The sequence below is a fragment of the Neobacillus sp. NPDC093182 genome, from assembly GCF_044754045.1.
This window is the reverse complement of the sequence record NZ_JBIVOI010000010.1, coordinates 15425-39718: the sequence shown is the minus strand read 5'-3', so window position 1 is coordinate 39718 and position 24294 is coordinate 15425. Positions and strand designations below refer to the sequence as shown.

Genomic DNA, 24294 nt, shown 5'->3' with positions numbered 1-24294 from the left:
AAAAATGGGTCGCCAAAAAAAAATTTTTTTCAGATCAAATTGTAATCACTACTTTTCCCTGAGCATGCCCTTGTTCAAAGTACCTGAATGCTTCGCGAACATCACTTAACTTATATTGTCTATCAATTACAGGCTTGATTTTGCCAGTTTCCAGGAGTTCTTTTAAGAATACAAGATCCTTTTGATTGGCTCTTTGCAAAAAGGTGCTCACTTTTTTATTCGAGGTCTTTGATATCCAAGCTCCCAAGGTCATCGCTTGAAACATTTGTGCCTCAGAACCTCCAACATGAATAAAGATACCATTAGGTTTTAATGCACGTTTATAATCTGAAAGAGGCTGGTGTCCGTTAACTCCCAGAATTAGATCATACCTCTGATTGTTTTCGGTAAACTTTTCCTTTGAATAGTCAATGACATGGTCTGCTCCAAGCGTCTGCAAAATGTCTACATTTCTCGTACTACACACTCCGGTTACCTCAGCACCAAAGGATTTGGCAATCTGTACGGCAAAAGTACCAACACCCCCAGAGGCACCATTAATCAATACCTTCTGTCCCGGTTGTATCTTTCCTTTATTCCGCAGACTCTGTAAAGCGGTTACCCCTGCCATTGGTACCGCGGCTGCTTCCTCAAAGGAAAGATTGGCTGGTTTTAAGGCTAATGCCTTTTCGGGAACAACTGCATATTCCGCAAATCCACCCCAGCCACACCCTGATAAATCTCCGAACACTTCATCACCCGGTTGAAACTGGGTTACATCTTTCCCAACTGCTTCTACCGTACCTGCAATATCTCCTCCAGGTATAGAATACCTTGGTTTAAACAATCCAAATGCGAATCGTGCTAAGAACGGTTCTCCTTTTAAAAGAACCAGGTTTCCAAAATTCACGGAAGAGGCATGAACTTTTACCAATACTTGATTGTCCTTAGGAATCGGTTTTTCGACTTCTGTTACCTCAAGAACATCAGGTGGACCATATTTTTTATACACGACCGCTTTCATAAATGCCCTCCATTGAAAGTTTTTACTACATTGAATTATCTTTAAAAATAATAAACACCTAAATAAATAGATATTCCAATTAGAGGTAATTTAATACTTGAATAAAAATATTAGTGGATTCCCCTCGTTTTGATTATTTTTATGGTAATTTACACCTTCGTCTATACACCTTTTTGCCGGCAAACATACTATATGTTGGACAAACCATCATTCATTTGTGTATGTAAAAAAATAAAAGGGAGTGGACATATTGAGTAAAGAAGACAAAAAGCGTAAAGATAGGAAAAATGGTGAAAAAAGAAAGGAAGAAAGAGGCGCAGTTAGACAAAATGAAGAAACAGACGTATCAGTGAATAGACTTTATAATGAGATGAGGAAACTAAATAGAAATTTAGAAAAAATGGGAAATTCGACTACACAAAACTCATCTAATCTATCTAACATTCTCGGAAATCTGGATCTTACTAAAATAATTGGTATATTAACACTTATCAATAATTTTAGAAATCTAAATCAAGGTCAAGAAACACAATCACTGCCTAATATGATCCAACAAATGCTGCCGTTATTAGATACGGGGAGTAAGAATACTGATTCTAATTAATATAAAAAGGATAGGGGGCTGAAAACACTGCTCTCTATCCTTTTATTTTACATAATTCATGCAAGCAATATATAGATTAATAAAGTAGACAAAGACCACCAGAATAGATGGTCTTTGCCCTCTTGTTCAACTCAAGTATTTCCTCAGAGAGTTAAAAGAATGAAAAGGATGAAGATAATCAAGAAAACTAGCGCCAATTCAGTGAAATTTCCTTGTCCTGCTGCCATCCGAATCCCCCCTTTCCTTGAGGTGATTTGCTTTTACGATAATAATATATTCGGACAAGCAGATATTGTGTAGGACAAGCAGGTAGTCATAAGTGGATTTTTTAATAGAAAAAGTAAAATGGTTTATATATTTTTATAATCATGGTTATTCGATATCTCTGATACAATTACTCTATAGAATAGGAATAATGGAGAGGAAGTTGAAAAAATGAACAAAAAGATATCGCTCATTCATTCTACCCATTTAGCTCAAGTTGATTATGCCTACGCTAGCCGAGTACCAGCGGAAATGGATTTATTGTTTTTAGCAGGAGCCTGTCCGCTTACAAAAGAGGGAATCGTTCCTGATTCAAGTGATTATGAGACGCAGGCTAACCTTTGTGTAGAGAATTTGAAGGAAGCATTAACTGAATGTGGTGCTACATTGGATGACATCGTATATACAAGAATATTGGTTGCTTCTCAAAACCAGGCTGACTTAGTAACAACATGGACAACAATCAGAAAAGAATTCGGTGATCATGATGTCCCCAGTACATTATCAGGAGTTACCGTATTAGGATATAAAAATCAGCTGGTGGAAATCGAGGCAGTTGCTGCGGTTGATAACCATAAAACATAATGAAGGGGGACTCGGTTTTTTGAGTCCTTTTTCTATATTTCCTAGTTCATTTATTTTCTAATTATTCTCTATTATTTTCCTATTCCGCCTATTTTGGAAGCGCTTTTATGTGAATAGATTCACATGTATAATAAGAGTATAAGAAATCCATTAACCGTAACTGGAGGAATCACGATGTTTACTGAACTTTTTCTTGAATTCAAAAACTGGTGGCTTGGCGAGTCAATGTATGATGAAGAGATTGTAGAGTTCGAACGTATTGAATCTAAGCATACGAGAGTGCATCATGATGAAGATATAAATGAAATAATCCGCGTACATTAAATTAAAATTAAATTAATTCCAAAGAAGACATCTAGTTTAGAAGAATGCTGCCGGAGCTCTATCGCAATATAAGTCAATACTTACCTTTAACCTATACCAATGGAGGATTTAAGGCTGTTATCTCACTCGATCACAGCAGCTATTTGTTGGAAAATACTGGTATTCTATTTGTATATTTCGCTGTTTTTGTTGTACTCGCTATATGTGTTTTCTTGTATAGCAGAAAAAATATTGAGGATATCCGCTAATCTATTCATTTTGAACAGAAGAACATTGATTTATTTGTTCTTCTGTTTTTTTATGATTATTATACGATCTAAGCTAGAGGCTATGACAATTGCCGTTGTATATCGAATTAAATCCACAGTAAGGAAGCCTTTACCTAATATCAACGCGCCAAGCAGCGTTCCGCGAATCTGATTGATCCAATCTTCTTGATACAGCTGACTGAATTCGATACCGAAGCTAAACAAAAAACTGAGAAAGATCGCTTTTAACATACTCTTTTTCAAAAACAAGAAGCGAAATCCGAAATAGACCATCATTGCCCATAGCATATCTCCAGCATTCTCTGCTAAAAAGGAGAATAATAGATGGCTGAATTTTCTAGAAGCCAGTCCAAGTAGAATTGTTATTACAACAGCAAAAAAATAAGTTTTTCTCAATGGATTATGAGATTCATTTTTAGAAATCATTGGCAACACCTTTATTCCAAAGTATAATCTTCATTATAGTAACACTTTTTTTGACGATACAAGCCATATCTACATACTCTATGAATATATCTACACAAATTCATTCGATATCTACACAGTTTTAAATATATCTACAAATTTTCCGATAGAGGTGTTTAATGTGCTAAAAATTGAAGAAATTAAATCGATTGAGTCCAATAAAGTTCCGCTCTCTGAACTATTAGTTAAAGTGGTAAATGATGGTGCGTCTATTGGTTTTTTACCTCCTATGAAACTATCAGATGCGAGACAATATTGGCAAACTGTATTAAATCCAGATGTCATTTTATTTATTGCGAAAATAGATAATGAGATCGTTGGAACCATCCAACTTCATTTATGTACGAAGCAGAACGGTCTTCATCGGGCTGAAATTGCAAAGCTAATGACAGGACCCAATGCTAGACGTAAAGGAGTAGCGCGTGCATTAATGAAAGCTGCCGAGGAGCGAGCGGTAAGTGAGGGAAGAACTTTACTTATTCTTGATACGAGGGAAGGGGATCCCTCTAATCATCTCTATCAATCAATTGGATTTATTCCAGCAGGGAGAATTCCTAACTTCGCCCTATCCGAAAAAGGCGAACTAGATACCACTGTTATTTATTATAAAATTTATGAGTGAAATCCTAGGAATGCTAAATTCCCAGGATTTTTTTTGAATAACAGATACGAATTTTTAAAATTTTGCCACAATATCCACCTAAATTTTTCTAAATAACTGTATATAATAAATGTGAATGGATGTTGATTCTATCACATTAAAACGGAGAGAAGGAATCCAAAATGAAGTATAAAAAAGCTATCAGTTTGCTCGTTTATGGCATATCTTTACTAGCTGTAATTGCAACAACTGTTGGTATATTCTCAAAAAGCGGTCCCGGAGAATATGAGCATATTTCCATTCGCGGTGAAACGATCACGATTTATGGTAAAGGTATTTATCAGGATATGTCAGCAGATGTGGCGATCCAAGGAATTGCACAGGATGTGGTTACATTATGTATTGCCATCCCATTACTCTTGGCTGCACTCTATTTTTCTAGAAAAGGTTCACTCAAGGGAAGAATCATACTTTCTGGCTGTATACTCTATTTCTTTCTTACATACCTGTTTTATTTAGCGATGGCAATGTTTAATCCAATGTTTTTAGTATATGTCCTTCTTTTATCCGCTAGTTTTTTTGCATTGATCCTAACGCTATTTTCACTCCATTTTGAGAACCTTAGTAAATTCTTTGATACAAGTTTACCAGTAAAGTTTTTAGGCGGATTTCTTATTTTTAATGCAGTGGCTATGGGCGGTATGTGGCTGCAGGTTGTCGTTCCTCCACTAATTAATGAAGGGATCCCCGTCGATTTAGATCATTACACAACATTAATTGTTCAGGGATTAGATTTAGCACTGTTTCTGCCCATTTCGTTCATTTCAGGTGTCTTTTTGTTTAAAAGAGTTCCTATAGGTTATTTGTTAGGTGCCGTTTATTTTGTTTTTTTATCTCTTTTAATGACCGCTCTTACAGCTAAAATCATTGGAATGGCACTTGCGGGTGTGAATGTTGTCCCAGTAATATTCATTATCCCAACGATCAATTTAATCACGATTCTTTGTTCTATCATTATCTTTAAAAATATCAACCATAAAGTGAACACAGATATCGAAATAAGCTTATAGACAGCAGAAATATTGAATCCTTGGATATATTCATATCCAGGGATTATTTTTTGTTTTAAGGTGATAAGCTGGAGAGTTTAATCGTGACGTTTATAGATAATGTTGATAAGATTATTAAAAAGCAGATGACAAAAACCATTAGCAGGCTGAAAGCGGGATTGTTCATGAGAGTGATAGGGATTGATTTATCTGGGCCTAGTAATCATAAAGATACAGTTTTATCGTTATTTGAAAAACAGGATAGGGAATTGAAATTTCTTAAATTAATGAAAGATGTAAGTGATTTTCAGATATTAGAAGAAATTGAGGCTCAAAGTAAAATCGATGAAGTGATCATTGGAATCGATGCCCCCTTGTCATATGAGGATGGCGGAGGGGACAGACAAGGAGATAAGCTGCTAAGACAGTTTATTATTTCGTTAGGGATGAAGTCTGGATCCATCATGCCTCCGACTTTTAATCGAATGGTCTATCTTACTTTAAGAGGGATTAAACTTACAAGAGAAATTGAAAATATGAACACTTTCAACCCAATCTCTATCGTCGAAGTTCATCCAGGCGCTGTAATCGGTTCAAGACTTCCTTATGAAGATATAAAATATGTATTGAACTACAAACAAGATTTATCCGCGAGAACTTTTATACGAAACTGGCTTGGTGAGCAACAAATTAAAGAGCTGCCTGCATTTATAGAAGATGAAAGTCATACAATTGATGCGTGTGCAGCTGCCTTAGGAGCTTGGCATTGGAAGGACCCATGGTTTGAGCCAACATGGCTGCTTCCTGGAAATCCTCCTCTTCATCCATATGACTATTGTTGTTAATTAAGTAAATTAAGGAGGAAATTAAGGTGAAGTATTATATAGTGGATGTGTTTGCCGAAAACAAATATGAGGGAAATCAATTAGCTGTATTTATTCCAGATAGACAAATTGAGACGGCCGAAATGCAAAAAATGGCCAGAGAAATGAACTTTTCGGAAACAACCTTTATTATGTCAGGCTTACAGGCTAATGGAGGATATGATGTTAAGATTTTCTCTCCTGATTCTGAATTACCTTTTGCTGGACATCCGAGCCTTGGCACAGCATATGTTATCAAAAACTTATTAGAGCGTTCGGAACGTAGTGAAATTAAATTAAATTTAACGGTTGGGCAGATTCCAGTCATTTTTGAAGATCAATACGCCTGGATGACTCAAAATCAACCGGAATTTGGAGTTAATGTAGAGATTGATAGAATTGCAGACGCACTACAAATTAATCGTGAAGATATTAATACTGATTATCCAATTGAAGTGGTTTCAACAGGATTGCCTAGTGTTATTGTCCATTTGAATTCATTGGATGCCGTAAGTCGTTGTAAAATTAATCATATTGCTTTTGAGAAACTTTTAGAGGATATTGGAGAAGTGAATCTACTTGTTTTTACAACGGAAACTGCAAGCCCTGAAAACGACCTTAACGTAAGGTTGTTTATGTGTAATTCAGGGTATTTAGAAGACCCGGCAACAGGGAGTGCGAATGGAAATTTAGCAGGTTATCTATTAAAACATAACTTTTTCCATTCTAATGAAATCAGCTATCGCGTTGAACAAGGGGCTTTTATTGGCAGACCATCTCTGCTAAAAATAAATGCCAAAAAGAGCGATGACCACTATCTCATCCAAGTCGGGGGCCGAGTTTTTGTCATTTCAGAAGGTAAGTGGTATTAAGAAACAAGCGAAGGGATCTATACTATGCAAACATTGCCACAAACACAACCGGTAAAGAAATACATACCACTTTCATTTTTTGTTATTTTTCTAGGATACCTAGTTTTTGGGTTATCTGAGAATATCAAGGGACCTGCGATTCCTCAAATACAAATCGATTATGGAATAGATGAACTGCAGGTTGGTTTTCTATTAGCGATTAATTCAATTGGTTTTTTAATCGCTTGCAGCTTTACTGGTGCTTTTTCATCTAGAGCCGGTATTAAGCTTACGAGTCTGCTAGCCTTTGGAACGATGGCGGTATCAGGTGCTTTCATTTATTTTTCTAGTAATTTTGCCATTTTTTCGGTTTCCTATTTCATTATGTATTTAGGAAACGGCATGTTAGAAATAGCCTTGGCGATTTTAGCTGCAAGAATTTTTACAAAAAATACTGGCTTTATGATGAACCTTTCTCATTTCTTTTATGGACTTAGTTCGACGGCTGCACCATTGATGGCGGCGGGCTTAATGGGTATGACATTTATTGGAGGACGTGAGTTAGGATGGCAGGGAATGTATTTTCTCATGCTGTCATTATGCCTAATCCCTATGATCCCAGCACTTTTTAGTACCCTTCCAATTGATAAAACAACTACCCACGAGCGCCTGCCAATTAAGATGTTCTTAAAGGATCGTGTAGCATGGTTCATTATTATCATTCTTTCATTTGGAGTAATCGTTGAACTTTCGATTGCTGGCTGGCTTGTTAACTTTCTAGAAAGATCTTTTCAATGGAGTTCAACGGCAGCCTCTGGCATGTTATCGATCTTTTTTCTCTGTTTTATGGTAGGAAGGTTACTTCTAGGATTTGTAACCGATAAAATAGGTTTTATGATCTCAATCATTGTTTTTTCTGGTCTTGCAGGAATTACGACCATCTTGGCTACATTATTGGGACCATCAGGGGTATGGTTATATGCTGCAGCTGGGTTCGGGATTGCACCCGTTTATCCGACCGTAATGGCACTGATAGCTAAAAGATATACTACTGGACTTGAGGCTGCGATTACCGTTACCGTAACCGTAATGGGAATTGTGGTCGTTATTAGCAATTTATTCTTAGGAGCACTGATTGAATTTTTTAAAAGATGGTTCACTACTCTTCTTGGAGCTGAAATAGGTCTCATGAGAGGATTTCAGGCCGGATTTATATTTATTGGCGTATGCGGGTTGTTATGCTCCGTTTTTAGTATTATTTTGTATCATTATTTGAAGAAGCGGAATGAAGTCATGTAAACGAGGTGACCATCTGGGTTGCCTCTTTTTATTGAGAGGAGTGTCATAAAGATGGATAAACAATTTAAGGAATTGATCGGTTCAGAAGAGGAATTAAGAGCTTTAATAGGTTTTCCAAGTGAATTAGTTGAGCGAAAGCTGATTACATACTTAGATCACAATTGTGAAGAATACATATCTAAATCACCCTTTTTAGTGATTTCTAGTTCTGATTCATCAGGTAAATGTGATGTTTCGCCAAGAGGGGATATGCCTGGTTTTGTAAAAGTATTAAATGAAAAATATTTGATTATTCCTGAGCGGCCAGGAAATAAAAGAATAGATACCATGCGAAATATCCTAGCAAACCCAAACGTTGGCCTGTTATTTATGATTCGCGGATTAGGAGAGACACTAAGAGTTAATGGAAAAGCTTGTTTTGTTAGGGATAGCGAGCTGCTTGAACAAATGGAAGTAAAAGGACGCAAGCCGCTACTTGGAATTGGAGTAGAGGTGGAGGAATGTTTTATCCATTGTGCAAAAGCCTTTAAACGTTCAGGACTATGGAAAGCAAGTTCTTGGGCGGAAAAAGAAACATTACCAACTGCAGCGAAAATTATATTTGAACACGCTAATCTGCCGGGCAGCAGTATCGAATCTATAGAGGAAAGGCTTACAGAAAGTTATAATAAAAGACTTTATTAAATGATACTTAAAAAACCTAGCAGATGAATTTTGACCGGAAATTAGGGGAGAGCTGCATTTGGGTAAGAATCTGAAGAGAATAATGACCCAACAAATGGTTAAGTAAAATTTCCGAAATTCAACACAGTAACTATTTAAGGTAAAAAAAACAGTCCCAAGTACTATACCAGTACTCGGGACTGTTTCTATTATAGATATGGACTTTCATGCTTCGCCTTTAGCATATTCCAACGGCGATCAACTTCTTTATCAAACATCTCCAGCATGTCTTTGCTATTTTCATTAAGCAAATGTTTTGTTTTGCCCATCAGCTTTAACCATTCTGAAACAGCTAAGCGTTTATTTTTTTCCTCAGGATTATAGGTAACGGTTGTAATACCATGCTCAACCTCATAAAGGGGGAAGAAGCAGGAGTTGACAGCAGCCTCGACAATCGTTTGTCCTAACTCATCCTTTGATTTCCAGTTCAATGGACAGGTAATTAATATTTTTCCATATACCAAGCCTTCATTATTTGCATACCACTGTGCTTTTGCCGCTTTCTTTAAAAGGTCGCGATCGAATGCTTCGGTACCGGTAAATACATATGGAATATGAGTAGCTGCCATAATTTGAGCAGTATCTTTATGATGGAATGGCTTTCCGTTTTGGAAGCCGCCAATATTGGATGTACTCGTCATATGTCCCATCGGAGTAGAGTAGGACAGCTGGCTGCCTGTATTCATGTAACCTTCATTATCATACTCAAGGATGATCATTTTATGGTTTCGTAAAGCCGTTCCAATTGCAGGACCCATTCCGATGTCCATTCCACCGTCACCAGTAACCATCACAAAAGTAAAGTCATCACTCAGTCCTAATTCCGCTAATTCACCGCGTCTTTTTCTTTCATGAAACATTTCCACAAGACCAGAGAGGGTAGCAGAGCCATTTTGGAAAAGGTTATGGATGTAGGTGGCTTTATGCGAACTGTAAGGGAAACCTGTAGTTACGACCATTGCACATCCAGTATGGAATAATGCAACAATATCACCTTCAATTCCTTTAAAAAACAATTCAAGTCCAGAGAAAATGCCGCACCCTGGACAGGCACCGTGACCTGATGCCAGTCGCTTTGGTTTTTTCGTTAAACTCCTTAATGGCGGGATTTTTACTTTGAGTTCACCCGTTTTTTCATCAGGGGTTACCGTTATTAGACCAGTATTTAAATCTTCTTTTTTCATAGGATTTAGAACACGTTTAGGTGCAAATTCAGCCCTACCTGGATTATGCCCGAAGTAGTCGAACGGCTTTTCTGCAAATCCTTTTTCAGCAGCTTCTATAGCTAACTCGAAAAAGTGTTCAGCGTCATCTGCATAAAAGTCTTTTCCACCTAAACCGTAAATTCGGTTGATCACCTTTGTATGAGCATTTCCAACGGTTTGCAAAGCTGCTCTTAGTTCAAGGGCCATGTTTCCACCATGCGCTCCGTAAGAATCTGCACGGTCACCAACTGTAACAGCTTTTACGTTTTTCAAGGCTTCTGCTAATTGTTTTTGAGGGAAGGGACGTATCATATTTGGTGAAATGACGCCTGCTTTAATCCCTTTCAAACGTAGGCGGTCGACCACGTCTTTACAAACCTCAGCAGCAGAATTCAACATGAATACCGCAACCTCAGCATCCTCCATACGATATAAATCAAGGATCGGATACTCTCGTCCGGTTAATTCAGCATATTCTTTCGAAATTCGCTCGAATACCGCTTCTGCATTGTACATTGCTTCTGATTGTTGATAACAGTTATTAATATAATCAGGTTCATTCATATATGGACCGATGGTAACAGGGTTTTCACGATCCAAGGCATGAGGGAAGTACCTCGGAGGTTCCCCAATGAATTTTTGGACATCACTTCTATTTTTTATCACTTGTACACGGCGTTTTTGGTGAGAGGTGAAATACCCATCGAATGACACAATGACAGGAAGTCGTACCTCAGGATCTTCTGCTAATTTAATCGCAATAATGTTCATATCATAAACGATTTGCGGATCGCGGGCCATTAGGATTGGCCATCCTGTATTCAAACCGAAATATAAATCAGAATGATCACCATGGATATTTAATGGACCTGAAACAGAGCGGTTTACTAAATTTAATACCATCGGAAACCGGGTTCCGGATTGAACAGGAAGCTGCTCTAACATATAGAGGAATCCATTAGCGCTAGTAGCGTTAAAAACACGGCCGCCTCCAGTTGAAGCCCCGTAGCAGATACCTGCAGAGCCATGTTCACCATCCGCTGGAATTAAAACGATATCATGTTCACCTCTGGATTTCATTCCATCAAGGAATTGGGCAACCTCTGTTGATGGGGAAATTGGGAAGTATCCCATTACATGGTAATTAATTTGGTGGGCAGCATAGGCCGCCATTTCATTACCTGATTCAAATACAAAGCTTTGCTCAACTGTACCCATTTCAGTTTTAAGATTTTCTTGGTTTATTTCAATGGACATTAAGATCCCGTCCTTTCCTTAGTTTTGAGTCACTAAATCAAATAAATGGGGAACACGGTTTTTATCCGCATAGCCATCATTATATTCTCGTTCTCCTGATAGCGCTTCCACTGGACAGGCCGTTACACATTTCAAACAGCCTTTGCAGTATTGGTAGTCAATCCCTTTAAGGAACATTTGCGGTCGACCTTTTTTATCCGCTTTTTCTTCCCATACAAAGCAAAAATCTGGGCAGGCTGTATCACATGCAGCGCAATTGATACATTTTTCCTCATGAAAATGAGGGAGCATACCCGCGCGTGAAATACTTAAATCCTTTAGCATACTGTTACCTGGATTGATAATCGTACCGCCAATCGCCTGAGTTTCATAACCAAGAACAGGTTCTGGTCTTGAAAAAGGCTTTGGTTCAACGCCATCTTCCGGAAGATACGTTTTAAATTCCACTTCATTAAATCCACGATCAAATGTACGAATATTTGGGTCAACCAGATGTGGATATTTTTTTTCAAAGGTACGTCGGATTGTTTGTTTCATCGATTCTGGATCTAAAAAGTCCAAGATACGATATAGAGCACCGAGCATTGCGGTGTTGGCTTTTGTTTGTTCTTCTAACGCGATACCAGTGGCATCAATGATGGCAATGGTTCCGCCAGCAATTTTCATGAGATTTTTAAGTTCGTCTGGGGATTTTTGTGAGTTTACTAGGATCGTGCTGTCAGGAAAGATCCCGCTTGTGCAGTCGATGGTTTTAAAAAGGGCATCATGGAAAATGCCGACAACATGAGGGCGTTCTATTGGTGTGGTGTCTCGTATGTTTGTTTCTGGCTCGCAAAAACGAATATGCGCTTTTACTGGAGAACCTTTTTTCTCTGAACCGTATGATGAAAAACCGACTCCATTCAGTCCGTTTCCAACAACTCCATCCTCGGAAAGCATTTTTCCAGCCAGATTAGCTCCCAACCCGCCAATGGACTCAAGGCGGATTTCAAAAAAACCTAATTCATTTGTTTTTGGCAATTTTGACAAAAGTATTCCTCCTATCAATGAAAACGGAGTTTAATATAGAATATTATAAATATTCTATAAATTAAATTATTTTAATTGTAACAGGACACGAAAACAAATACAACAGATTTTTGTATTCAGATGTGGAACCCAAATGGAGTTGGTCTTATCAAATGGAGGATTTTAAGCTTGATATATAACAGTGTAAATTTTGTTATATAACAAAAAGAGGGGGCAAGTATGAAAACAAATGGAAGGTTGTTTGCAGGTCACTTGTGCCCAGTTCTTTCATATAATGCTAAAGGGAAATAGTTATGAAAAACTAAATATTTATCCAAACCTGTTGTGATTACACAGTTAAGGTAAGATTTATTCGAACAGGAGGGGATGTTAGTGAAATTTACCATTCAATATATACCCCTGAACAAAATCAAACCTGACGTATCATTAAAAGTAACAGAGCATATTAAAAAACTTCAAAGATTGATGTGGGATTGCATGTTCGTTTTGGTTGTCAGAAAAAATCGGAAGGATAACAGCTATACGATTATTAGCGGTCAAGATCGTTATGAATCCCTTCGCAAACATACAAAAAGTATTTATGCTCCCTGTATCGTCGATAAAAGTCCTCCTTCTGAAACTATATCCTGGTTTCATCGCTTTCGCAGAAAACAACCGCTGGATGATTTTCCATTAATGCCATCTAGCTGGTCTATTGTACGTTCCTTTTTAAAACAAGAGCCTCGATTTAAACAATTATCCCGATCGCAACAAATAAGAGTCCTTCTTTTAGCTGCGCGCTATAAAAAAACAGTCATTGATTCAATGAAAATGACTGTCGATGATATTTTAAGAGAACATTAGTAATGTGAGGAAGATAATATGTAAAGTAGAGCAGGGAATCAAGTCCTGCTCTTTTTACTATTCAACCTTTACTTTAATTTGATCGATAGCATTATATCCATACCCATTTCTATTCCAATAAGGTTTAATGGGCTGTGTTTGACCAGTAGAATCTGTTGCTTTTGACAGAATGGTAAAAATACCTTTTTCAACAGAATCCCATTCATATGACCAAGATACCCATTTGTAGCTGGATTTCGAATCATATACTTGCGCTTCCGACCATGTACTCCCATTATCCTTACTGATTTCTACCTTTGTTATGCAGCCTTTGCCTGTCCAAGCAATGCCTTTTATAACATGTTTTCCGGTATTTAACCTAGCCATATCTAGCGGTTTTTGAATCGTCGAGTTTACATTTATGGTAGTAACAGGATGAGCCCCATCGTCATTTTCCTCGTTTGGATAATACATATAGTCAATGTTCTGGTAAGGTCCAGTAAAATGAGAACCTATCACGCTTATTTGCTTAATCCATTTAACTGACGCCATACCATACCATTGTGGAACGATTAATCTAAATGGAAATCCATGTATAAAGGATAAAGGTTGTTTATTATATTCATAGGCGATAATTGTATCGGGATGTAAGGCATTCTTTAAAGGTAAACTCCTAGTATAAGAGAAAACCTTGTCTAAGTCCGTTCTTACTCCGAAATCATATCCTTCTACGACCACCTCTTTAGCGGCTTCTTTTATTCCGGAAATTTCAAGCAAAGTACGTAAGGGAACACCTTTCCAAACGCCTTGGCTCATTGCTCCCTTACCCCATTGTTCGCCAAACACTCTAGGCTCAAATAGGCTGCGCTTATTTCCGGAACATTCAAGAACAACTTCAACGGTTTTCGAAGGTAATTGAAGGATATTATGCATGGAAAGCAGTAAGGGGGTAGTAACCAACCCATTTATTGAGAGGAAATAGTTTGAAAAGGTCAGCTTTGGATAAGTAAAGTGGTTACGTCTATAGAATAAATTGTTAGAGATAAAATCATTCTCAATAAACTGTATAGGTGTTTCCTGATTCTCAGGCTTTAACCTGCGTGTTATTAAATAAGGCTTTTCAACGTGATGTTTTGGATCGGACATAATTTCCTCCTTTTCAGAATCCGTCAGTAATAATGTATGTTATATAGGATCAAATTAGGCTACATTACGTACCAAGAGAAAGTAGATGAAAACTTTTATATTTGAGGACATATGTCCTATCGAAAAACTCCTGATTTATCATTTAATTAGATTATAAATCTAGATAAATTGGAGAGAAGAGAGATGAAAGGGAGTTTATTTGCATTTTTAGGCGGGGCTTTTATTACGGTACAGGGCGTAGCAAATACACGTATTAGCCAGGATATTGGCACGTGGCAGACGGCAGCCATTACACAATTTACGGGATTTCTTGTAAGTTTACTGATCTTGATGTTTGCAAGAGATAAGAAATGGAAAAGGTTAAAGAATGTAAAACCCCTATACTTGACTAGTGGCGCTTTTGCAGCAATTATTATCTTTAGTAATGTCGCATCCATTGAATACGTAGGTGTTACCCTTTCTATTTCCGTCCTATTAATAGCACAGTTGAGTTTGACCTTTTTAATTGATGGCAAGGGCTGGTTTGGTATGCCGAAACAAAAGATGAGGATACCTCAGTTTGTAGGAATTGCGATGATGATCGTGGGTGTTGTCATATTACGGTTTTGATGCAAAGAATTTGCCCGTGTTGGAGGTGGAAACATGAAAGAAATAAAAGATCCTAAGTTAGTGCAGTCCTATTTGCAGGTTAATCAAATAGAATCCATTTTTAATGAAGCTATCATGCCCTATTTGTCTCTATACCATTTTGAGCAAGGAGAACTTATCTTATCCCAAGGTGAACCATCCAAGTATTTGTATGTCCTGGTAAAAGGGAAAATAAAAATCTACACCTCTTCAGCCGAAGGGAAAACGCTTATTTTGTCTTTTAAATCACCGATTGAAGTGATAGGTGATATTGAATATGTGCAGGAGATAGATACGATCAATACGGTGGAGGCTGTTTCATCGGTTTATATGATCGGTGTGCAGCATATTATGCTGAAAAAATTCACAAATGATTTTTCACCATTTTTGCAATTTATTTTAAAAATCATTACCGAAAAGTTTTACTTGAAGAATAATTCGATGAGCTTCAATTTGATGTATCCAGTTGAAGTTCGTTTAGCCAGTTATTTATTGTCGGTTACCCCAGATGAAAATGAAACATTATTTTCTGGGCAGCTAAGTACCACAAGTTTGACGGATACTGCAAACCTGATCGGTACCAGTTATCGGCACCTAAATCGGGTTATACGGCAGTTTTGTTCCGATGGACTAGTTGAGCGCAGTAAAGGATTCATTCTTATTAAAAATAGAGAGGCCTTAAAGACTTTGGCTGGAGGAAATATTTACGAGTAAACAGATGGAGGACATAAAACGAACGTTCCCGTCAAATCATTGCAGCCATTCATGAGTTTCTATTAAACTATAACACATTGGAGTGTATCAGATATGATTCTAGGACTATTATTTGCCATACTGGCTGGAGCTTTAGTCAGTCTGCAAAATATATTCAATAGTAAAGTTGGTGAACACGCTGGTTCATCGACAACAACCACCTTAGTATTAGGTTTGGGATTTGCCGCTTCATTTACTATAGGTTTTCTGTTCGAAGGTAAACAATTATTTGAATTACAAAATATGAAGACATGGTACTGGTTTAGCGGATTAATAGGAATTGGAGTAGTAACTTGTGTCGTCCAAGGAATAAAGCTGCTTGGTCCAACCTATGCGATTTCAATTTTGCTTACATCACAACTGGGAATTGCCTTATTGTGGGATACATTTGGCTGGATGGGAATTGAAAAGGTACCTTTTACCCTTCAACAATTTATAGGTGTATTAGTAATTATTGCTGGCATTCTTATTTTTAAAATGAGTGGTGAACCTAAGCCGGCTAAAATGACCAATGGCTTAAAAAGTGTCCATGCAGAAAAGTAAAAACGGGATGGAGGGATACTTTTGAAAGAATATAAAACTTTGTTTTTTGATGTAGATGATACTTTATTGGATTTTGGTGCAGCAGAAAAAATAGCGTTACAACTCCTATTCGAGGAGCAGAATATTCCGCTTACTTCCGAAATAGAAGAGAAGTATAAAAGAATAAATCAAGGTCTTTGGAAGAGGTTTGAAGGAGGAGAATTGAGCCGGGACGAGGTTGTCAATACACGCTTTTCTCTTCTTTTTAATCAATATGGAAAAGAAGCCGATGGGACCTTACTAGAAAAAAACTATCGATCGTTTCTAGAACAAGGACATCAATTGGTGAACGGTGCTTTTGAACTTATTACGGAACTTAATTCACAATATGACTTATATATTGTCACAAATGGTGTGTCTAGCACACAGGATAAACGATTACGTGCTTCAGGTTTATATCCACTATTCAAAGGTATCTTCGTTTCCGAAGATACAGGTTTCCAAAAGCCAATGAAGGAATTTTTCGATTATGTTTTTGCCAGAATTCCTCATTTTGAAGTGAATCAAGCATTAATAATCGGTGATTCTTTAAGTGCAGATATTCTTGGCGGGACTGCAGCTGGAATGGATACATGCTGGTTTAATCCAAAAATGAAACCCATTGATTCAGATATTATTCCAACCTACCAAATTCACAAACTTGAAGAGTTAAAACGAATATTAAGTGTAAGAGATAGAATAGGTGCCTGTTAATCTGATTATTAAAGGAGTGGGGAATATGGAGTTAAAATATGAAATAATCACCGATGAAGAAATTGAACACTGTAGAGATTTATGTAATGAACTAATGGCCTTTCAAAAATCTAAAGCTCATATAACCCCCGAGTTATTTGATAATATGAATTTTGACACTCGGATGGTTCCTTCTATAAACAGTGCATTGCACAATTATACGGTTATCGTCAAAGATGGTGAAAAAATTGTAGCTTACGTCTATTCCAATATCTCACCGAAAGAAGCCTATTCCAATAATTTCGCCACTTTTTTTGATTTATCTTCTGTTCGGAAAAAGAATGTCGGTTGTCTTTCTCAATTTTTTATAAAAGAAGAATATAGACAGTATGGGATTGGATCCAAGCTCTTTGATATGTCAATGGATTGGCTGAAGCAATTTGAGGATGTTGAGGATTATTTTATCTTTGTCTCGAATGGTAATGATAACGCCTTAGAATTCTATAAACATAAAGGGTTTTCAGTAAGTCATTCAATTTTGGATGGTTTTATTACTGTTTTACGAAAATAGTACGGGACCATTGTAGGTCCGACATAGCCATCTACGCCTCAAGACTTAGATAAATTTACTACTTCAGTATCTTAAAGTCATTTTAAAACTCCACTATACTATAATTACTTTATATAGTGGAGTGAGAAGTATGACTGAATCAGTATTGTCCCTAATCAAAGAATGGGGGATATGGGGAGTGTTCATTTCCTTATTTATTGAAGGAAGTGCTCTTCCCTTTATCGGCTCGTTTATCATGGTTACAGTGGGATTTATTTTAGATTTGACCTGGTTCGAGATGGTCTGGATCTCAATAGCAGGCAGCTTTCTATACGCGATAGGGAGTTGGATTCCCTTTTTTATTGGATATAAATTTGGTAAATCTGTGGAAGGCCGGTTGAGTGATGCAAAAAGAGAGAAATTAACAAAGGCTAAGAAGGCTTTTAGCAAGAATGGAGTTTGGAGTGTTGCCATTTCGAGTCCGCTTCATTTAGGGAATTTTGTTCCTTTTTTAGCTGGAATGTCTCATATGAAACTTCGAACCTATACACTACTTACGATGATTGGAATTGCCCCATCCACCTTTCTGTTTTTAAGTATTGGTCATTCTTATCCCGGTGATTTCAGCAGCGTTATGAATACAGTAAAGGATTATCAACTATTACTATTCATTTTGTTTGGCTTAATTACTTTGATTTATTTAGGTATAAAATTTTTCGGTTATCGTCAGCAAAAGAAATTAATGAAACAAAATGTGATGAGCTAGATATCCTTACACTAAAAACACCTGAAAAGGGTGTTTTTTCTTTTTACATTGGCGAAGTATAATGGATGTAATTAGGTTAAAACTTCCTAACCTATAAACAATCCATTATAATTTTTAATGAATGGAATGTAATAGGAGTGTATAGATGAAAAGTATATCGATTTTAGTTGCAGATGATGAAGAAGAGATTGCCAATTTAATTGCCATCCATTTAGAAAAGGAAGGGTATCGTGTTTTTAAAGCATTGGACGGGGAGGAAGCTATACACGTAATCCAGACTCAATCGATTGACTTAGTTATTTTGGATATCATGATGCCGAAATTGGATGGTTATGAAGTAACCCGCCAAACTCGTGAACAACACAACATGCCGATCATTTTTTTGAGTGCCAAAACATCTGATTTTGACAAGGTCCACGGTTTGGTGATTGGAGCAGATGATTATATGACGAAACCCTTCACTCCCATTGAATTGGTTGCTCGCGTAAACGCACAGCTTCGCCGGTTTATGAAGTTAAATCAACCTAAAGTTAATCACATTTCTGGCTTGGAATTTGGCGGATTGGTTATTTCTCCTGAACAAAGGACCGTTACTCTATATGGTGAATCCATCGACTTAACGCCAAAGGAATTTGACATTCTATATTTATTAGCACGGCAGCCAAAGAAAGTGTTCAGTGTGGAAAATATTTTTCAACAGGTATGGGGCGAAGCATACTATGAAGGGGCTAATACCGTAATGGTCCATATACGTACGCTGCGAAAAAAACTGGAAGAAGATAAACGGAAAAACAAATTAATCAAAACCGTGTGGGGAGTCGGGTATACATTCAATGGTTAAGATCGCACGAAGTTTCCGTTCTAGAATGGTTCTATTATTTGGCTTAAGCATGTTGTCGGCTGGTACCATAACATTCATTACTTATAAGGGACTTCAATGGTACTATCACAATTGGGTCGAATGGGGCGATCCGCTGTCGTGGCTTCGGATTTATATGAGTACAATTGGTGACATGAATTTCTTCTTAATAATATTTATTCCGCTTTCTATTCTTTTTTTCTATTTACTCACTAAGCCTTATACTACGTATTTTAATGAGATTTCAAATGGAATCCACAAGCTCGCGCTTGGGGACTTTAAACACCGGGTTACGATCCAATCCAATGATGAATTTAGTGATATTGCCCATGATATTAATCTCACTAGTGAAAAATTAGAAGAAGCGATTTTAAGAGGTGATTTTTCAGAAAGCAGCAAGGATCAATTAGTCGTCAATTTGGCCCATGATTTAAGGACACCACTCACCTCCGTTCTCGGGTATTTGGATTTAATCCTTAATGATGATTATTTGACGAAGGATCAAGCAAAACATTATTTAACCATTGCCTATACGAAGTCACAACGTTTAGAGCGTTTGATTGATGAATTATTTGAAATAACTAGAATGAATTATGGAATGTTACATATTGAGAAAAAACCACTTAATTTAAGTGACCTGCTGAATCAATTAAAGGAAGAAATGTATCCAGTCTTTGAAAGAAATGATTTGAAGGCTCGTATCAATATTCCGCCTGCTCTATCTATTTTAGGTGATGGCGATCTGTTAGCACGTGTGTTTGAAAACCTGTTAACCAACGCAAATCGGTATGGTATTGATGGTCAATATGTCGATATTAACGGTTTTATCGAGGAAGGGGAAGTAGTTGTTCAAATCGTTAATTATGGAGACAGCATACCTCCTAATGAACTTCCGCATATTTTTGATATGTTTTATACCGGAGATAAAGCTCGAACACATCAAGAGAATAGTACTGGCCTTGGTTTATTCATAGCGAAGAATATTGTCGAGCAGCATAATGGGACCATTTCAGTAGAAAGCAGTTTCATTCGTACGGTATTTGAGGTTCGTTTACCACAAGTGAACGTAGATGATCAAACAGAGTAAAAACTTAAGAAAAATTTAAACTTTACCCCACTTTTTATTTAAATAGTTTTTCCTATTCTAGTACCAAGATAGAAATAGGAGGATATTTAATATGAAAAAGTGGGGATTTTTACTATTAGTTGTAATAAGTATGGGGATTACACTAGCAGATAGATTTGAGTTTTTTAAAGATAAAGTAGAGATTAAACATTTTGAGCCAGATCATAAATTAGATGAAAGTACTGAATTGGTAGAAATAAGAAAGGAACTCGTATATCAAGGGAATTTACTTTTGGTCAACAATGAGTATCCTGTTCACAAGGAGAGTATCAAATCAGATGTCGTAAATTTATTTGAGCACAGGGAATTAACAGAGGGTTATAGGCTATTAGATAGTGAAATTTATTTGTCAGAAGAAGTTGCAAATGCGTTTTCTGAGATGATAGATGCTGCAGGTGATGAAGGGGTTCGTTATTTTTCTATTAATAGTGGCTTTCGAGACTTTAATGAGCAGAATGTACTTTATCAACAAATGGGCTCTAGCTTAGCTTTGCCTGCGGGACATAGTGAACACAATCTAGGTTTATCATTGGATGTAGGTTCGACACAAATGAAAATGAGTGAGGCTCCTGAAGGCAAGTGGATTGAAAAAAATGCTTGGAAATACGGTTTCATTTTACGCTATCCAAAGGATAAAACGCATATTACTGGAATTGAATATGAACCGTGGCATATCCGCTATGTGGGACTGCCCCACAGTGCGATCATACAAGAAAAGAACTTCGCTTTGGAAGAATATATAGATTATCTAAAAGAAGAAAAGAACTTGACGGCTACCGTTAATGGGGAAGAATATACAGTTACTTATTATCACATTAAAACTAGTAGTGCAATAAAGGTACCAAAGAATAGCATATATGAGATCTCAGGTAATAATATTGATGGCGTTATTGTAACTGAAATCAAATAATAATAATAATGTGAAAGTAAATTTCACTTTTCCGAGAGTAAAATCAATTATGCGAATTTATTTTCGATTTCCTAGATTATTTTAACTATGTTCGGGGTATATCATCTATATGAATTTCTATTTTTATTTTAATAATGGAAATTTTTATCAAGAAAATAGTGCAAAATAGTATTAAACCAGTATGAACATAATTTATACTAATACTGTGATTTAATCATACATAGGGGGATAAAATGGAACTATCATTGTTATTAGAGTATGGATGGGTATTACTTATTTTGATTTTGTTGGAAGGGTTATTATCTGCGGATAATGCTTTGGTGTTAGCGATCATGGCAAAGCATTTGCCTCCAGACCAGCAAAAAAAGGCGATAAATATCGGCTTAATGCTAGCCTTCATCTTTAGGATTGGTGCTATTTTTATTATTTCGTTTTTGTTTCATGTTTGGTGGATTCAAGCGATTGGGGCTGCGTATTTAATTTTCATCGCATTAAAACATTTGCTTAAAAAGGACCATGGCGGTAGAGAGAAAGCAGGAAAAAGCTACCGAGCTACTGTAGCTCAGATCGCATTAGCTGATATCGCCTTTGCAGTTGATTCAATTTTAGCTGCTGTCGCTCTTGTCATTGCATTGCCGGGTACGCCAATGGGTGAAATCGGCGGCATGGATGGCGCGCAATTTATTGTCATATTGATCGGTGCAATCGCTGGATTAATCGTGATTCGCTTTGCAGCAGGATTCTTTGTTAAAATCCTGACACAACGTCCTACCCTTGAAACAGCAGCCATGTTACTTGTTGGCTGGGTAGGAGTTAAGCTATTAATGCATACACTTGCGCATCCAGCCTTACACATTATTCCTCATGATTTTGTAGAAGGTCCGATTTGGAATACCATCTTCTGGTCTGTTATGCTTTTAATTGCTTTAGGCGGCTGGTTCTTATCAGGAAAGAAGACAGAACAATCTACGTAAGTTTTATCAAACAGAGAATGGCTTGGAAGCATACCAAGCCATTTTTTATATTGAGAATGGGGAGTAAAGATGAAATTTTCATTCGATCACTTAGTTTGGTTCCATCATAAACCGGAAAATGCAATACCACCTCTTACAGAAAAAGGAATCCATGTTGCCCACGGCGGCCGTCATGAAGCATGGGGAACCTATAATACACTTAGTTATTTTGGTTTAAGCTATATAGAATTTTTAGGGATTGAAGTACTATCAATCGCTGAGCAGCATGAAGAAAATCGATTAATTACCCAAATTGTAGAGCAGCTCGCAAAAGAGAACCGGGAAGGACCTGCTAAAATCGCAATCCGAACAGATCAGATTCACGAATTAGCTATAAAGCTGAGACAAGACGGTCATACCGTTTATGGTCCACTTCCTGGACAACGAGTGACAACTGCCGGTGAAGTGATCAGATGGGAACTTCTTTTCATCCAAGATCACTCTGATCAGCTTTCATTTCCTTTTTTCATCCAATGGGAAAAAAGTGATGAGGATAGATTATCTTCGTTTAAGGAACTAGGAATGTTAGGAAGGCATAACGAGGAAAATTTGAAATTTGAAAGTGTCGGGTTTGTTGTAAAGGATTTAGACAAAACGATAAAAACTTGGGGAAGGTTATTAAATCTAACACCAGGTGAAGAGTTCAGGGACCAAGCCTTACATGCAAGATATCAAACATTAGAATTGCCTGGCACCCAGCTCTTATTCTGTACACCGCTGGGAAAAGGGCCGGCAGAAAAGGTCTTACATGAAAGAGGAGAAACTCCTTTTTTAGTGAAAATAAGCCAAGCTGACCAAAACAGCTTTTTTGAATTGTTGAATGGCTATTGGCGGTTTCTCTAAATAAAATAGTTGACATTAAATTCCAGTTGATACTATAATGATGATAGTTATTTTAAGGAGGTTATCTGTAGACATGTTAAACTAATCCCATTAATGGCCGTTTTTAATACGAACCATTTTAAACTCTCTGCGGATGAGTGAACGGGATTACTATGTCATTTTACAGATATCCGAACTAGACTGACTCTTTGTAATGGACTTTTTTTGCATGCTCCATTTACATAGAGTAATTTGTTTCGTCCTGTTAAGCATGCCATATAAATCTAAATTCACAAGTCGCAGAGAAATCTGCGATTTTTTTATTGGTTGAAATATAAAACAGAGGAGACATTTACATGATAATCACAAAATTAATTTTAATAGAGGGATTGCCAGGTTCAGGAAAATCTACAACAGCAGAATTGACAAATGATATTTTAAAAGAATGGAATGTAGATACAAACTTATTTCTTGAGGGAAATGTCGAACATCCAGCCGATTATGAAGGAGGCTCTTACTATTCAAAAACTGAATTTGCCCAGCTTTTAGAACAGTATAATGAATTTCAGCCTATTTTAGTAAAACATGCCATTGAACGCTGTGGTGGATTTGTATTGCCGCAATATAAGCTGAAAGAAGAACTTGATGAGACAATGGTTTCCGATTCTTTTTGGGAAGTTATTTGGAATCATGATATCTATGAGCTGCCGTTAGAAAAAAACATGGAATTAATAACTGATAAATGGCAAAGGTTCGTCGAACAGGCGATGATTGGAAATCAAACGTATATATTTGAATCCTGCTTTATCCAAAATCCTGTAACCATCGGCATGATCAAATATGGTGCGTCTCAGGAAGTTGTTATGAATTATGTAAAACAATTAGCTGAAATTATTGAGCCTTTAAACCCCGTTTTACTTTATGTAGAACAACAAGATCTGTCGCGTTCCTTTAAAAAGGCTGTTCAAGAACGACCGAAAGAATGGTCTACTGGTTTTATGGATTACTATACTAACCAAGGCTACGGGAAAATTCATGGTGCAGAAGGAATCGAAGGAACCATTGCAGTTCTGGAAGCAAGAAAACAATTAGAGTCCTCCATTTTTAATGCATTGGCCATTAAAAAGGTTAAAATTGATAATACTCAGTTTGACAAAGATTCTCACAAAAATAGAATCACGGAAGTATTCATGAATGCTGTAAGCATGTAGTTTTATGAATCAGAGTGCACTTTGCCTCTGATTTTTTTCATATC

At 36.9% G+C, this 24294-nt stretch carries 27 protein-coding genes; 22 read left to right on the top strand and 5 right to left on the bottom strand.

Annotated elements, in window-relative coordinates:
* Window positions 1-34: 34 nt before the first annotated feature.
* Entirely contained in the window at window positions 35-1003 is a 969-nt protein-coding gene (locus tag ACIQAA_RS18235; protein WP_402622092.1) for an NAD(P)-dependent alcohol dehydrogenase, read from the bottom strand.
* Window positions 1004-1253: 250 nt separating this feature from the next.
* On the opposite strand from ACIQAA_RS18235, the gene ACIQAA_RS18230 reads away from it, so the two are divergent.
* From ACIQAA_RS18230 to ACIQAA_RS18220, 3 genes are all read left to right on the top strand, one after another.
* Window positions 1254-1607: a hypothetical protein gene (locus ACIQAA_RS18230; protein ID WP_402622090.1), complete on the top strand. Its 354-nt coding sequence runs from the start codon at window positions 1254-1256 to the stop codon at window positions 1605-1607.
* Between the two features lie 435 nt (window positions 1608-2042).
* Complete coding sequence (locus ACIQAA_RS18225) at window positions 2043-2456, top strand: RidA family protein (RefSeq protein WP_402622089.1); 414 nt, start codon at window positions 2043-2045, stop codon at window positions 2454-2456.
* Between the two features lie 123 nt (window positions 2457-2579).
* On the top strand, window positions 2580-2780 hold the full coding sequence (locus ACIQAA_RS18220; protein WP_402622087.1) for a hypothetical protein: 201 nt from the start codon (window positions 2580-2582) through the stop codon (window positions 2778-2780).
* A gap of 278 nt (window positions 2781-3058) precedes the next feature.
* Here ACIQAA_RS18220 and ACIQAA_RS18215 read toward each other — a convergent pair whose 3' ends face one another.
* The gene (locus tag ACIQAA_RS18215; protein WP_402622085.1) at window positions 3059-3475 is read right to left on the bottom strand and encodes a ribosomal maturation YjgA family protein; all 417 of its coding nucleotides are present in this window, start codon (window positions 3473-3475) and stop codon (window positions 3059-3061) included.
* 151 nt (window positions 3476-3626) lie between these two features.
* Here ACIQAA_RS18215 and ACIQAA_RS18210 point away from each other — a divergent pair, with 151 nt between their 5' ends.
* From ACIQAA_RS18210 to ACIQAA_RS18185, 6 genes are all read left to right on the top strand, one after another.
* A complete protein-coding gene (locus ACIQAA_RS18210; RefSeq protein WP_402622083.1) occupies window positions 3627-4136 on the top strand; it encodes a GNAT family N-acetyltransferase in 510 nt (169 codons plus the stop codon).
* A 161-nt stretch (window positions 4137-4297) separates the two neighbouring features.
* Window positions 4298-5185 (top strand): hypothetical protein, encoded by an 888-nt coding sequence (locus ACIQAA_RS18205; protein WP_402622081.1) that lies wholly within the window; start codon window positions 4298-4300, stop codon window positions 5183-5185.
* Between the two features lie 83 nt (window positions 5186-5268).
* Complete coding sequence (locus ACIQAA_RS18200) at window positions 5269-6009, top strand: DUF429 domain-containing protein (protein ID WP_402622079.1); 741 nt, start codon at window positions 5269-5271, stop codon at window positions 6007-6009.
* Between the two features lie 26 nt (window positions 6010-6035).
* A complete protein-coding gene (locus tag ACIQAA_RS18195; protein ID WP_402622077.1) occupies window positions 6036-6899 on the top strand; it encodes a PhzF family phenazine biosynthesis protein in 864 nt (287 codons plus the stop codon).
* 24 nt (window positions 6900-6923) lie between these two features.
* Window positions 6924-8177, top strand: a complete 1254-nt coding sequence (locus ACIQAA_RS18190) for an MFS transporter (protein WP_402622076.1) — start codon at window positions 6924-6926, stop codon at window positions 8175-8177.
* Window positions 8178-8228: 51 nt separating this feature from the next.
* The gene (locus ACIQAA_RS18185; protein ID WP_402622075.1) at window positions 8229-8861 is read left to right on the top strand and encodes a pyridoxamine 5'-phosphate oxidase family protein; all 633 of its coding nucleotides are present in this window, start codon (window positions 8229-8231) and stop codon (window positions 8859-8861) included.
* Window positions 8862-9049: 188 nt separating this feature from the next.
* Here ACIQAA_RS18185 and ACIQAA_RS18180 read toward each other — a convergent pair whose 3' ends face one another.
* Window positions 9050-11362, bottom strand: a complete 2313-nt coding sequence (locus tag ACIQAA_RS18180; RefSeq protein ID WP_402622073.1) for a thiamine pyrophosphate-dependent enzyme — start codon at window positions 11360-11362, stop codon at window positions 9050-9052.
* A gap of 18 nt (window positions 11363-11380) precedes the next feature.
* Window positions 11381-12391, bottom strand: coding sequence for a 2-oxoacid:acceptor oxidoreductase family protein (locus tag ACIQAA_RS18175; protein ID WP_402622071.1), 1011 nt, complete (start codon window positions 12389-12391; stop codon window positions 11381-11383).
* Window positions 12392-12763: 372 nt separating this feature from the next.
* Between ACIQAA_RS18175 and ACIQAA_RS18170 the strand changes: the two genes are divergently transcribed.
* Complete coding sequence (locus tag ACIQAA_RS18170; protein WP_402622069.1) at window positions 12764-13234, top strand: hypothetical protein; 471 nt, start codon at window positions 12764-12766, stop codon at window positions 13232-13234.
* Window positions 13235-13291: 57 nt separating this feature from the next.
* Here ACIQAA_RS18170 and ACIQAA_RS18165 read toward each other — a convergent pair whose 3' ends face one another.
* The gene (locus ACIQAA_RS18165) at window positions 13292-14359 is read right to left on the bottom strand and encodes a sulfite oxidase (RefSeq protein ID WP_402622067.1); all 1068 of its coding nucleotides are present in this window, start codon (window positions 14357-14359) and stop codon (window positions 13292-13294) included.
* A 183-nt stretch (window positions 14360-14542) separates the two neighbouring features.
* Here ACIQAA_RS18165 and ACIQAA_RS18160 point away from each other — a divergent pair, with 183 nt between their 5' ends.
* From ACIQAA_RS18160 to ACIQAA_RS18105, 12 genes are all read left to right on the top strand, one after another.
* Window positions 14543-14968, top strand: coding sequence for a DMT family transporter (locus ACIQAA_RS18160; RefSeq protein ID WP_402622065.1), 426 nt, complete (start codon window positions 14543-14545; stop codon window positions 14966-14968).
* 33 nt (window positions 14969-15001) lie between these two features.
* A complete protein-coding gene (locus tag ACIQAA_RS18155; RefSeq protein WP_402622063.1) occupies window positions 15002-15700 on the top strand; it encodes a Crp/Fnr family transcriptional regulator in 699 nt (232 codons plus the stop codon).
* Window positions 15701-15793: 93 nt separating this feature from the next.
* The gene (locus ACIQAA_RS18150) at window positions 15794-16282 is read left to right on the top strand and encodes a DMT family transporter (protein ID WP_402622061.1); all 489 of its coding nucleotides are present in this window, start codon (window positions 15794-15796) and stop codon (window positions 16280-16282) included.
* A gap of 21 nt (window positions 16283-16303) precedes the next feature.
* The gene (locus tag ACIQAA_RS18145; protein ID WP_402622059.1) at window positions 16304-17014 is read left to right on the top strand and encodes a YjjG family noncanonical pyrimidine nucleotidase; all 711 of its coding nucleotides are present in this window, start codon (window positions 16304-16306) and stop codon (window positions 17012-17014) included.
* Between the two features lie 25 nt (window positions 17015-17039).
* Window positions 17040-17564 (top strand): GNAT family N-acetyltransferase, encoded by a 525-nt coding sequence (locus ACIQAA_RS18140; protein ID WP_402622057.1) that lies wholly within the window; start codon window positions 17040-17042, stop codon window positions 17562-17564.
* A 130-nt stretch (window positions 17565-17694) separates the two neighbouring features.
* On the top strand, window positions 17695-18309 hold the full coding sequence (locus ACIQAA_RS18135; RefSeq protein ID WP_402622055.1) for a DedA family protein: 615 nt from the start codon (window positions 17695-17697) through the stop codon (window positions 18307-18309).
* Between the two features lie 145 nt (window positions 18310-18454).
* A complete protein-coding gene (gene vanR / locus ACIQAA_RS18130; RefSeq protein WP_402622053.1) occupies window positions 18455-19150 on the top strand; it encodes a vancomycin resistance response regulator transcription factor, VanR-F/VanR-M family in 696 nt (231 codons plus the stop codon).
* The gene (locus ACIQAA_RS18125; RefSeq protein WP_402622051.1) at window positions 19143-20255 is read left to right on the top strand and encodes a sensor histidine kinase; all 1113 of its coding nucleotides are present in this window, start codon (window positions 19143-19145) and stop codon (window positions 20253-20255) included. Before vanR ends, ACIQAA_RS18125 begins: the two co-directional genes overlap by 8 nt.
* A gap of 91 nt (window positions 20256-20346) precedes the next feature.
* Window positions 20347-21204: a VanY-A/VanY-F/VanY-M family D-Ala-D-Ala carboxypeptidase gene (gene vanY, locus ACIQAA_RS18120; RefSeq protein WP_402622049.1), complete on the top strand. Its 858-nt coding sequence runs from the start codon at window positions 20347-20349 to the stop codon at window positions 21202-21204.
* A 233-nt stretch (window positions 21205-21437) separates the two neighbouring features.
* Window positions 21438-22178, top strand: coding sequence for a TerC family protein (locus ACIQAA_RS18115; protein ID WP_402622047.1), 741 nt, complete (start codon window positions 21438-21440; stop codon window positions 22176-22178).
* A 69-nt stretch (window positions 22179-22247) separates the two neighbouring features.
* Complete coding sequence (locus ACIQAA_RS18110; RefSeq protein WP_402622046.1) at window positions 22248-23060, top strand: VOC family protein; 813 nt, start codon at window positions 22248-22250, stop codon at window positions 23058-23060.
* A 338-nt stretch (window positions 23061-23398) separates the two neighbouring features.
* Window positions 23399-24250 carry a P-loop NTPase family protein gene (locus ACIQAA_RS18105; RefSeq protein WP_402622445.1) on the top strand — a complete coding sequence of 284 codons (852 nt, stop codon included), beginning with the start codon at window positions 23399-23401 and terminating at the stop codon, window positions 24248-24250.
* Window positions 24251-24294: the final 44 nt, after the last annotated feature.

What these genes read in the sequence shown, in the direction of transcription:
- ACIQAA_RS18235 (WP_402622092.1), bottom strand. Translation starts at nt 1,003, where the DNA reads ATGAAAGCGGTCGTGTATAAAAAATATGGTCCACCTGATGTTCTTGAG.
- ACIQAA_RS18225 (WP_402622089.1), top strand. Translation starts at nt 2,043, where the DNA reads ATGAACAAAAAGATATCGCTCATTCATTCTACCCATTTAGCTCAAGTT.
- ACIQAA_RS18220 (WP_402622087.1), top strand. Translation starts at nt 2,580, where the DNA reads ATGTATAATAAGAGTATAAGAAATCCATTAACCGTAACTGGAGGAATC.
- ACIQAA_RS18215 (WP_402622085.1), bottom strand. Translation starts at nt 3,475, where the DNA reads ATGATTTCTAAAAATGAATCTCATAATCCATTGAGAAAAACTTATTTT.
- ACIQAA_RS18205 (WP_402622081.1), top strand. Translation starts at nt 4,298, where the DNA reads ATGAAGTATAAAAAAGCTATCAGTTTGCTCGTTTATGGCATATCTTTA.
- ACIQAA_RS18190 (WP_402622076.1), top strand. Translation starts at nt 6,924, where the DNA reads ATGCAAACATTGCCACAAACACAACCGGTAAAGAAATACATACCACTT.
- ACIQAA_RS18185 (WP_402622075.1), top strand. Translation starts at nt 8,229, where the DNA reads ATGGATAAACAATTTAAGGAATTGATCGGTTCAGAAGAGGAATTAAGA.
- ACIQAA_RS18180 (WP_402622073.1), bottom strand. Translation starts at nt 11,362, where the DNA reads ATGTCCATTGAAATAAACCAAGAAAATCTTAAAACTGAAATGGGTACA.
- ACIQAA_RS18165 (WP_402622067.1), bottom strand. Translation starts at nt 14,359, where the DNA reads ATGTCCGATCCAAAACATCACGTTGAAAAGCCTTATTTAATAACACGC.
- ACIQAA_RS18160 (WP_402622065.1), top strand. Translation starts at nt 14,543, where the DNA reads ATGAAAGGGAGTTTATTTGCATTTTTAGGCGGGGCTTTTATTACGGTA.
- ACIQAA_RS18155 (WP_402622063.1), top strand. Translation starts at nt 15,002, where the DNA reads ATGAAAGAAATAAAAGATCCTAAGTTAGTGCAGTCCTATTTGCAGGTT.
- ACIQAA_RS18150 (WP_402622061.1), top strand. Translation starts at nt 15,794, where the DNA reads ATGATTCTAGGACTATTATTTGCCATACTGGCTGGAGCTTTAGTCAGT.
- ACIQAA_RS18140 (WP_402622057.1), top strand. Translation starts at nt 17,040, where the DNA reads ATGGAGTTAAAATATGAAATAATCACCGATGAAGAAATTGAACACTGT.
- ACIQAA_RS18135 (WP_402622055.1), top strand. Translation starts at nt 17,695, where the DNA reads ATGACTGAATCAGTATTGTCCCTAATCAAAGAATGGGGGATATGGGGA.
- vanR (WP_402622053.1), top strand. Translation starts at nt 18,455, where the DNA reads ATGAAAAGTATATCGATTTTAGTTGCAGATGATGAAGAAGAGATTGCC.
- ACIQAA_RS18125 (WP_402622051.1), top strand. Translation starts at nt 19,143, where the DNA reads ATGGTTAAGATCGCACGAAGTTTCCGTTCTAGAATGGTTCTATTATTT.
- vanY (WP_402622049.1), top strand. Translation starts at nt 20,347, where the DNA reads ATGAAAAAGTGGGGATTTTTACTATTAGTTGTAATAAGTATGGGGATT.
- ACIQAA_RS18115 (WP_402622047.1), top strand. Translation starts at nt 21,438, where the DNA reads ATGGAACTATCATTGTTATTAGAGTATGGATGGGTATTACTTATTTTG.
- ACIQAA_RS18110 (WP_402622046.1), top strand. Translation starts at nt 22,248, where the DNA reads ATGAAATTTTCATTCGATCACTTAGTTTGGTTCCATCATAAACCGGAA.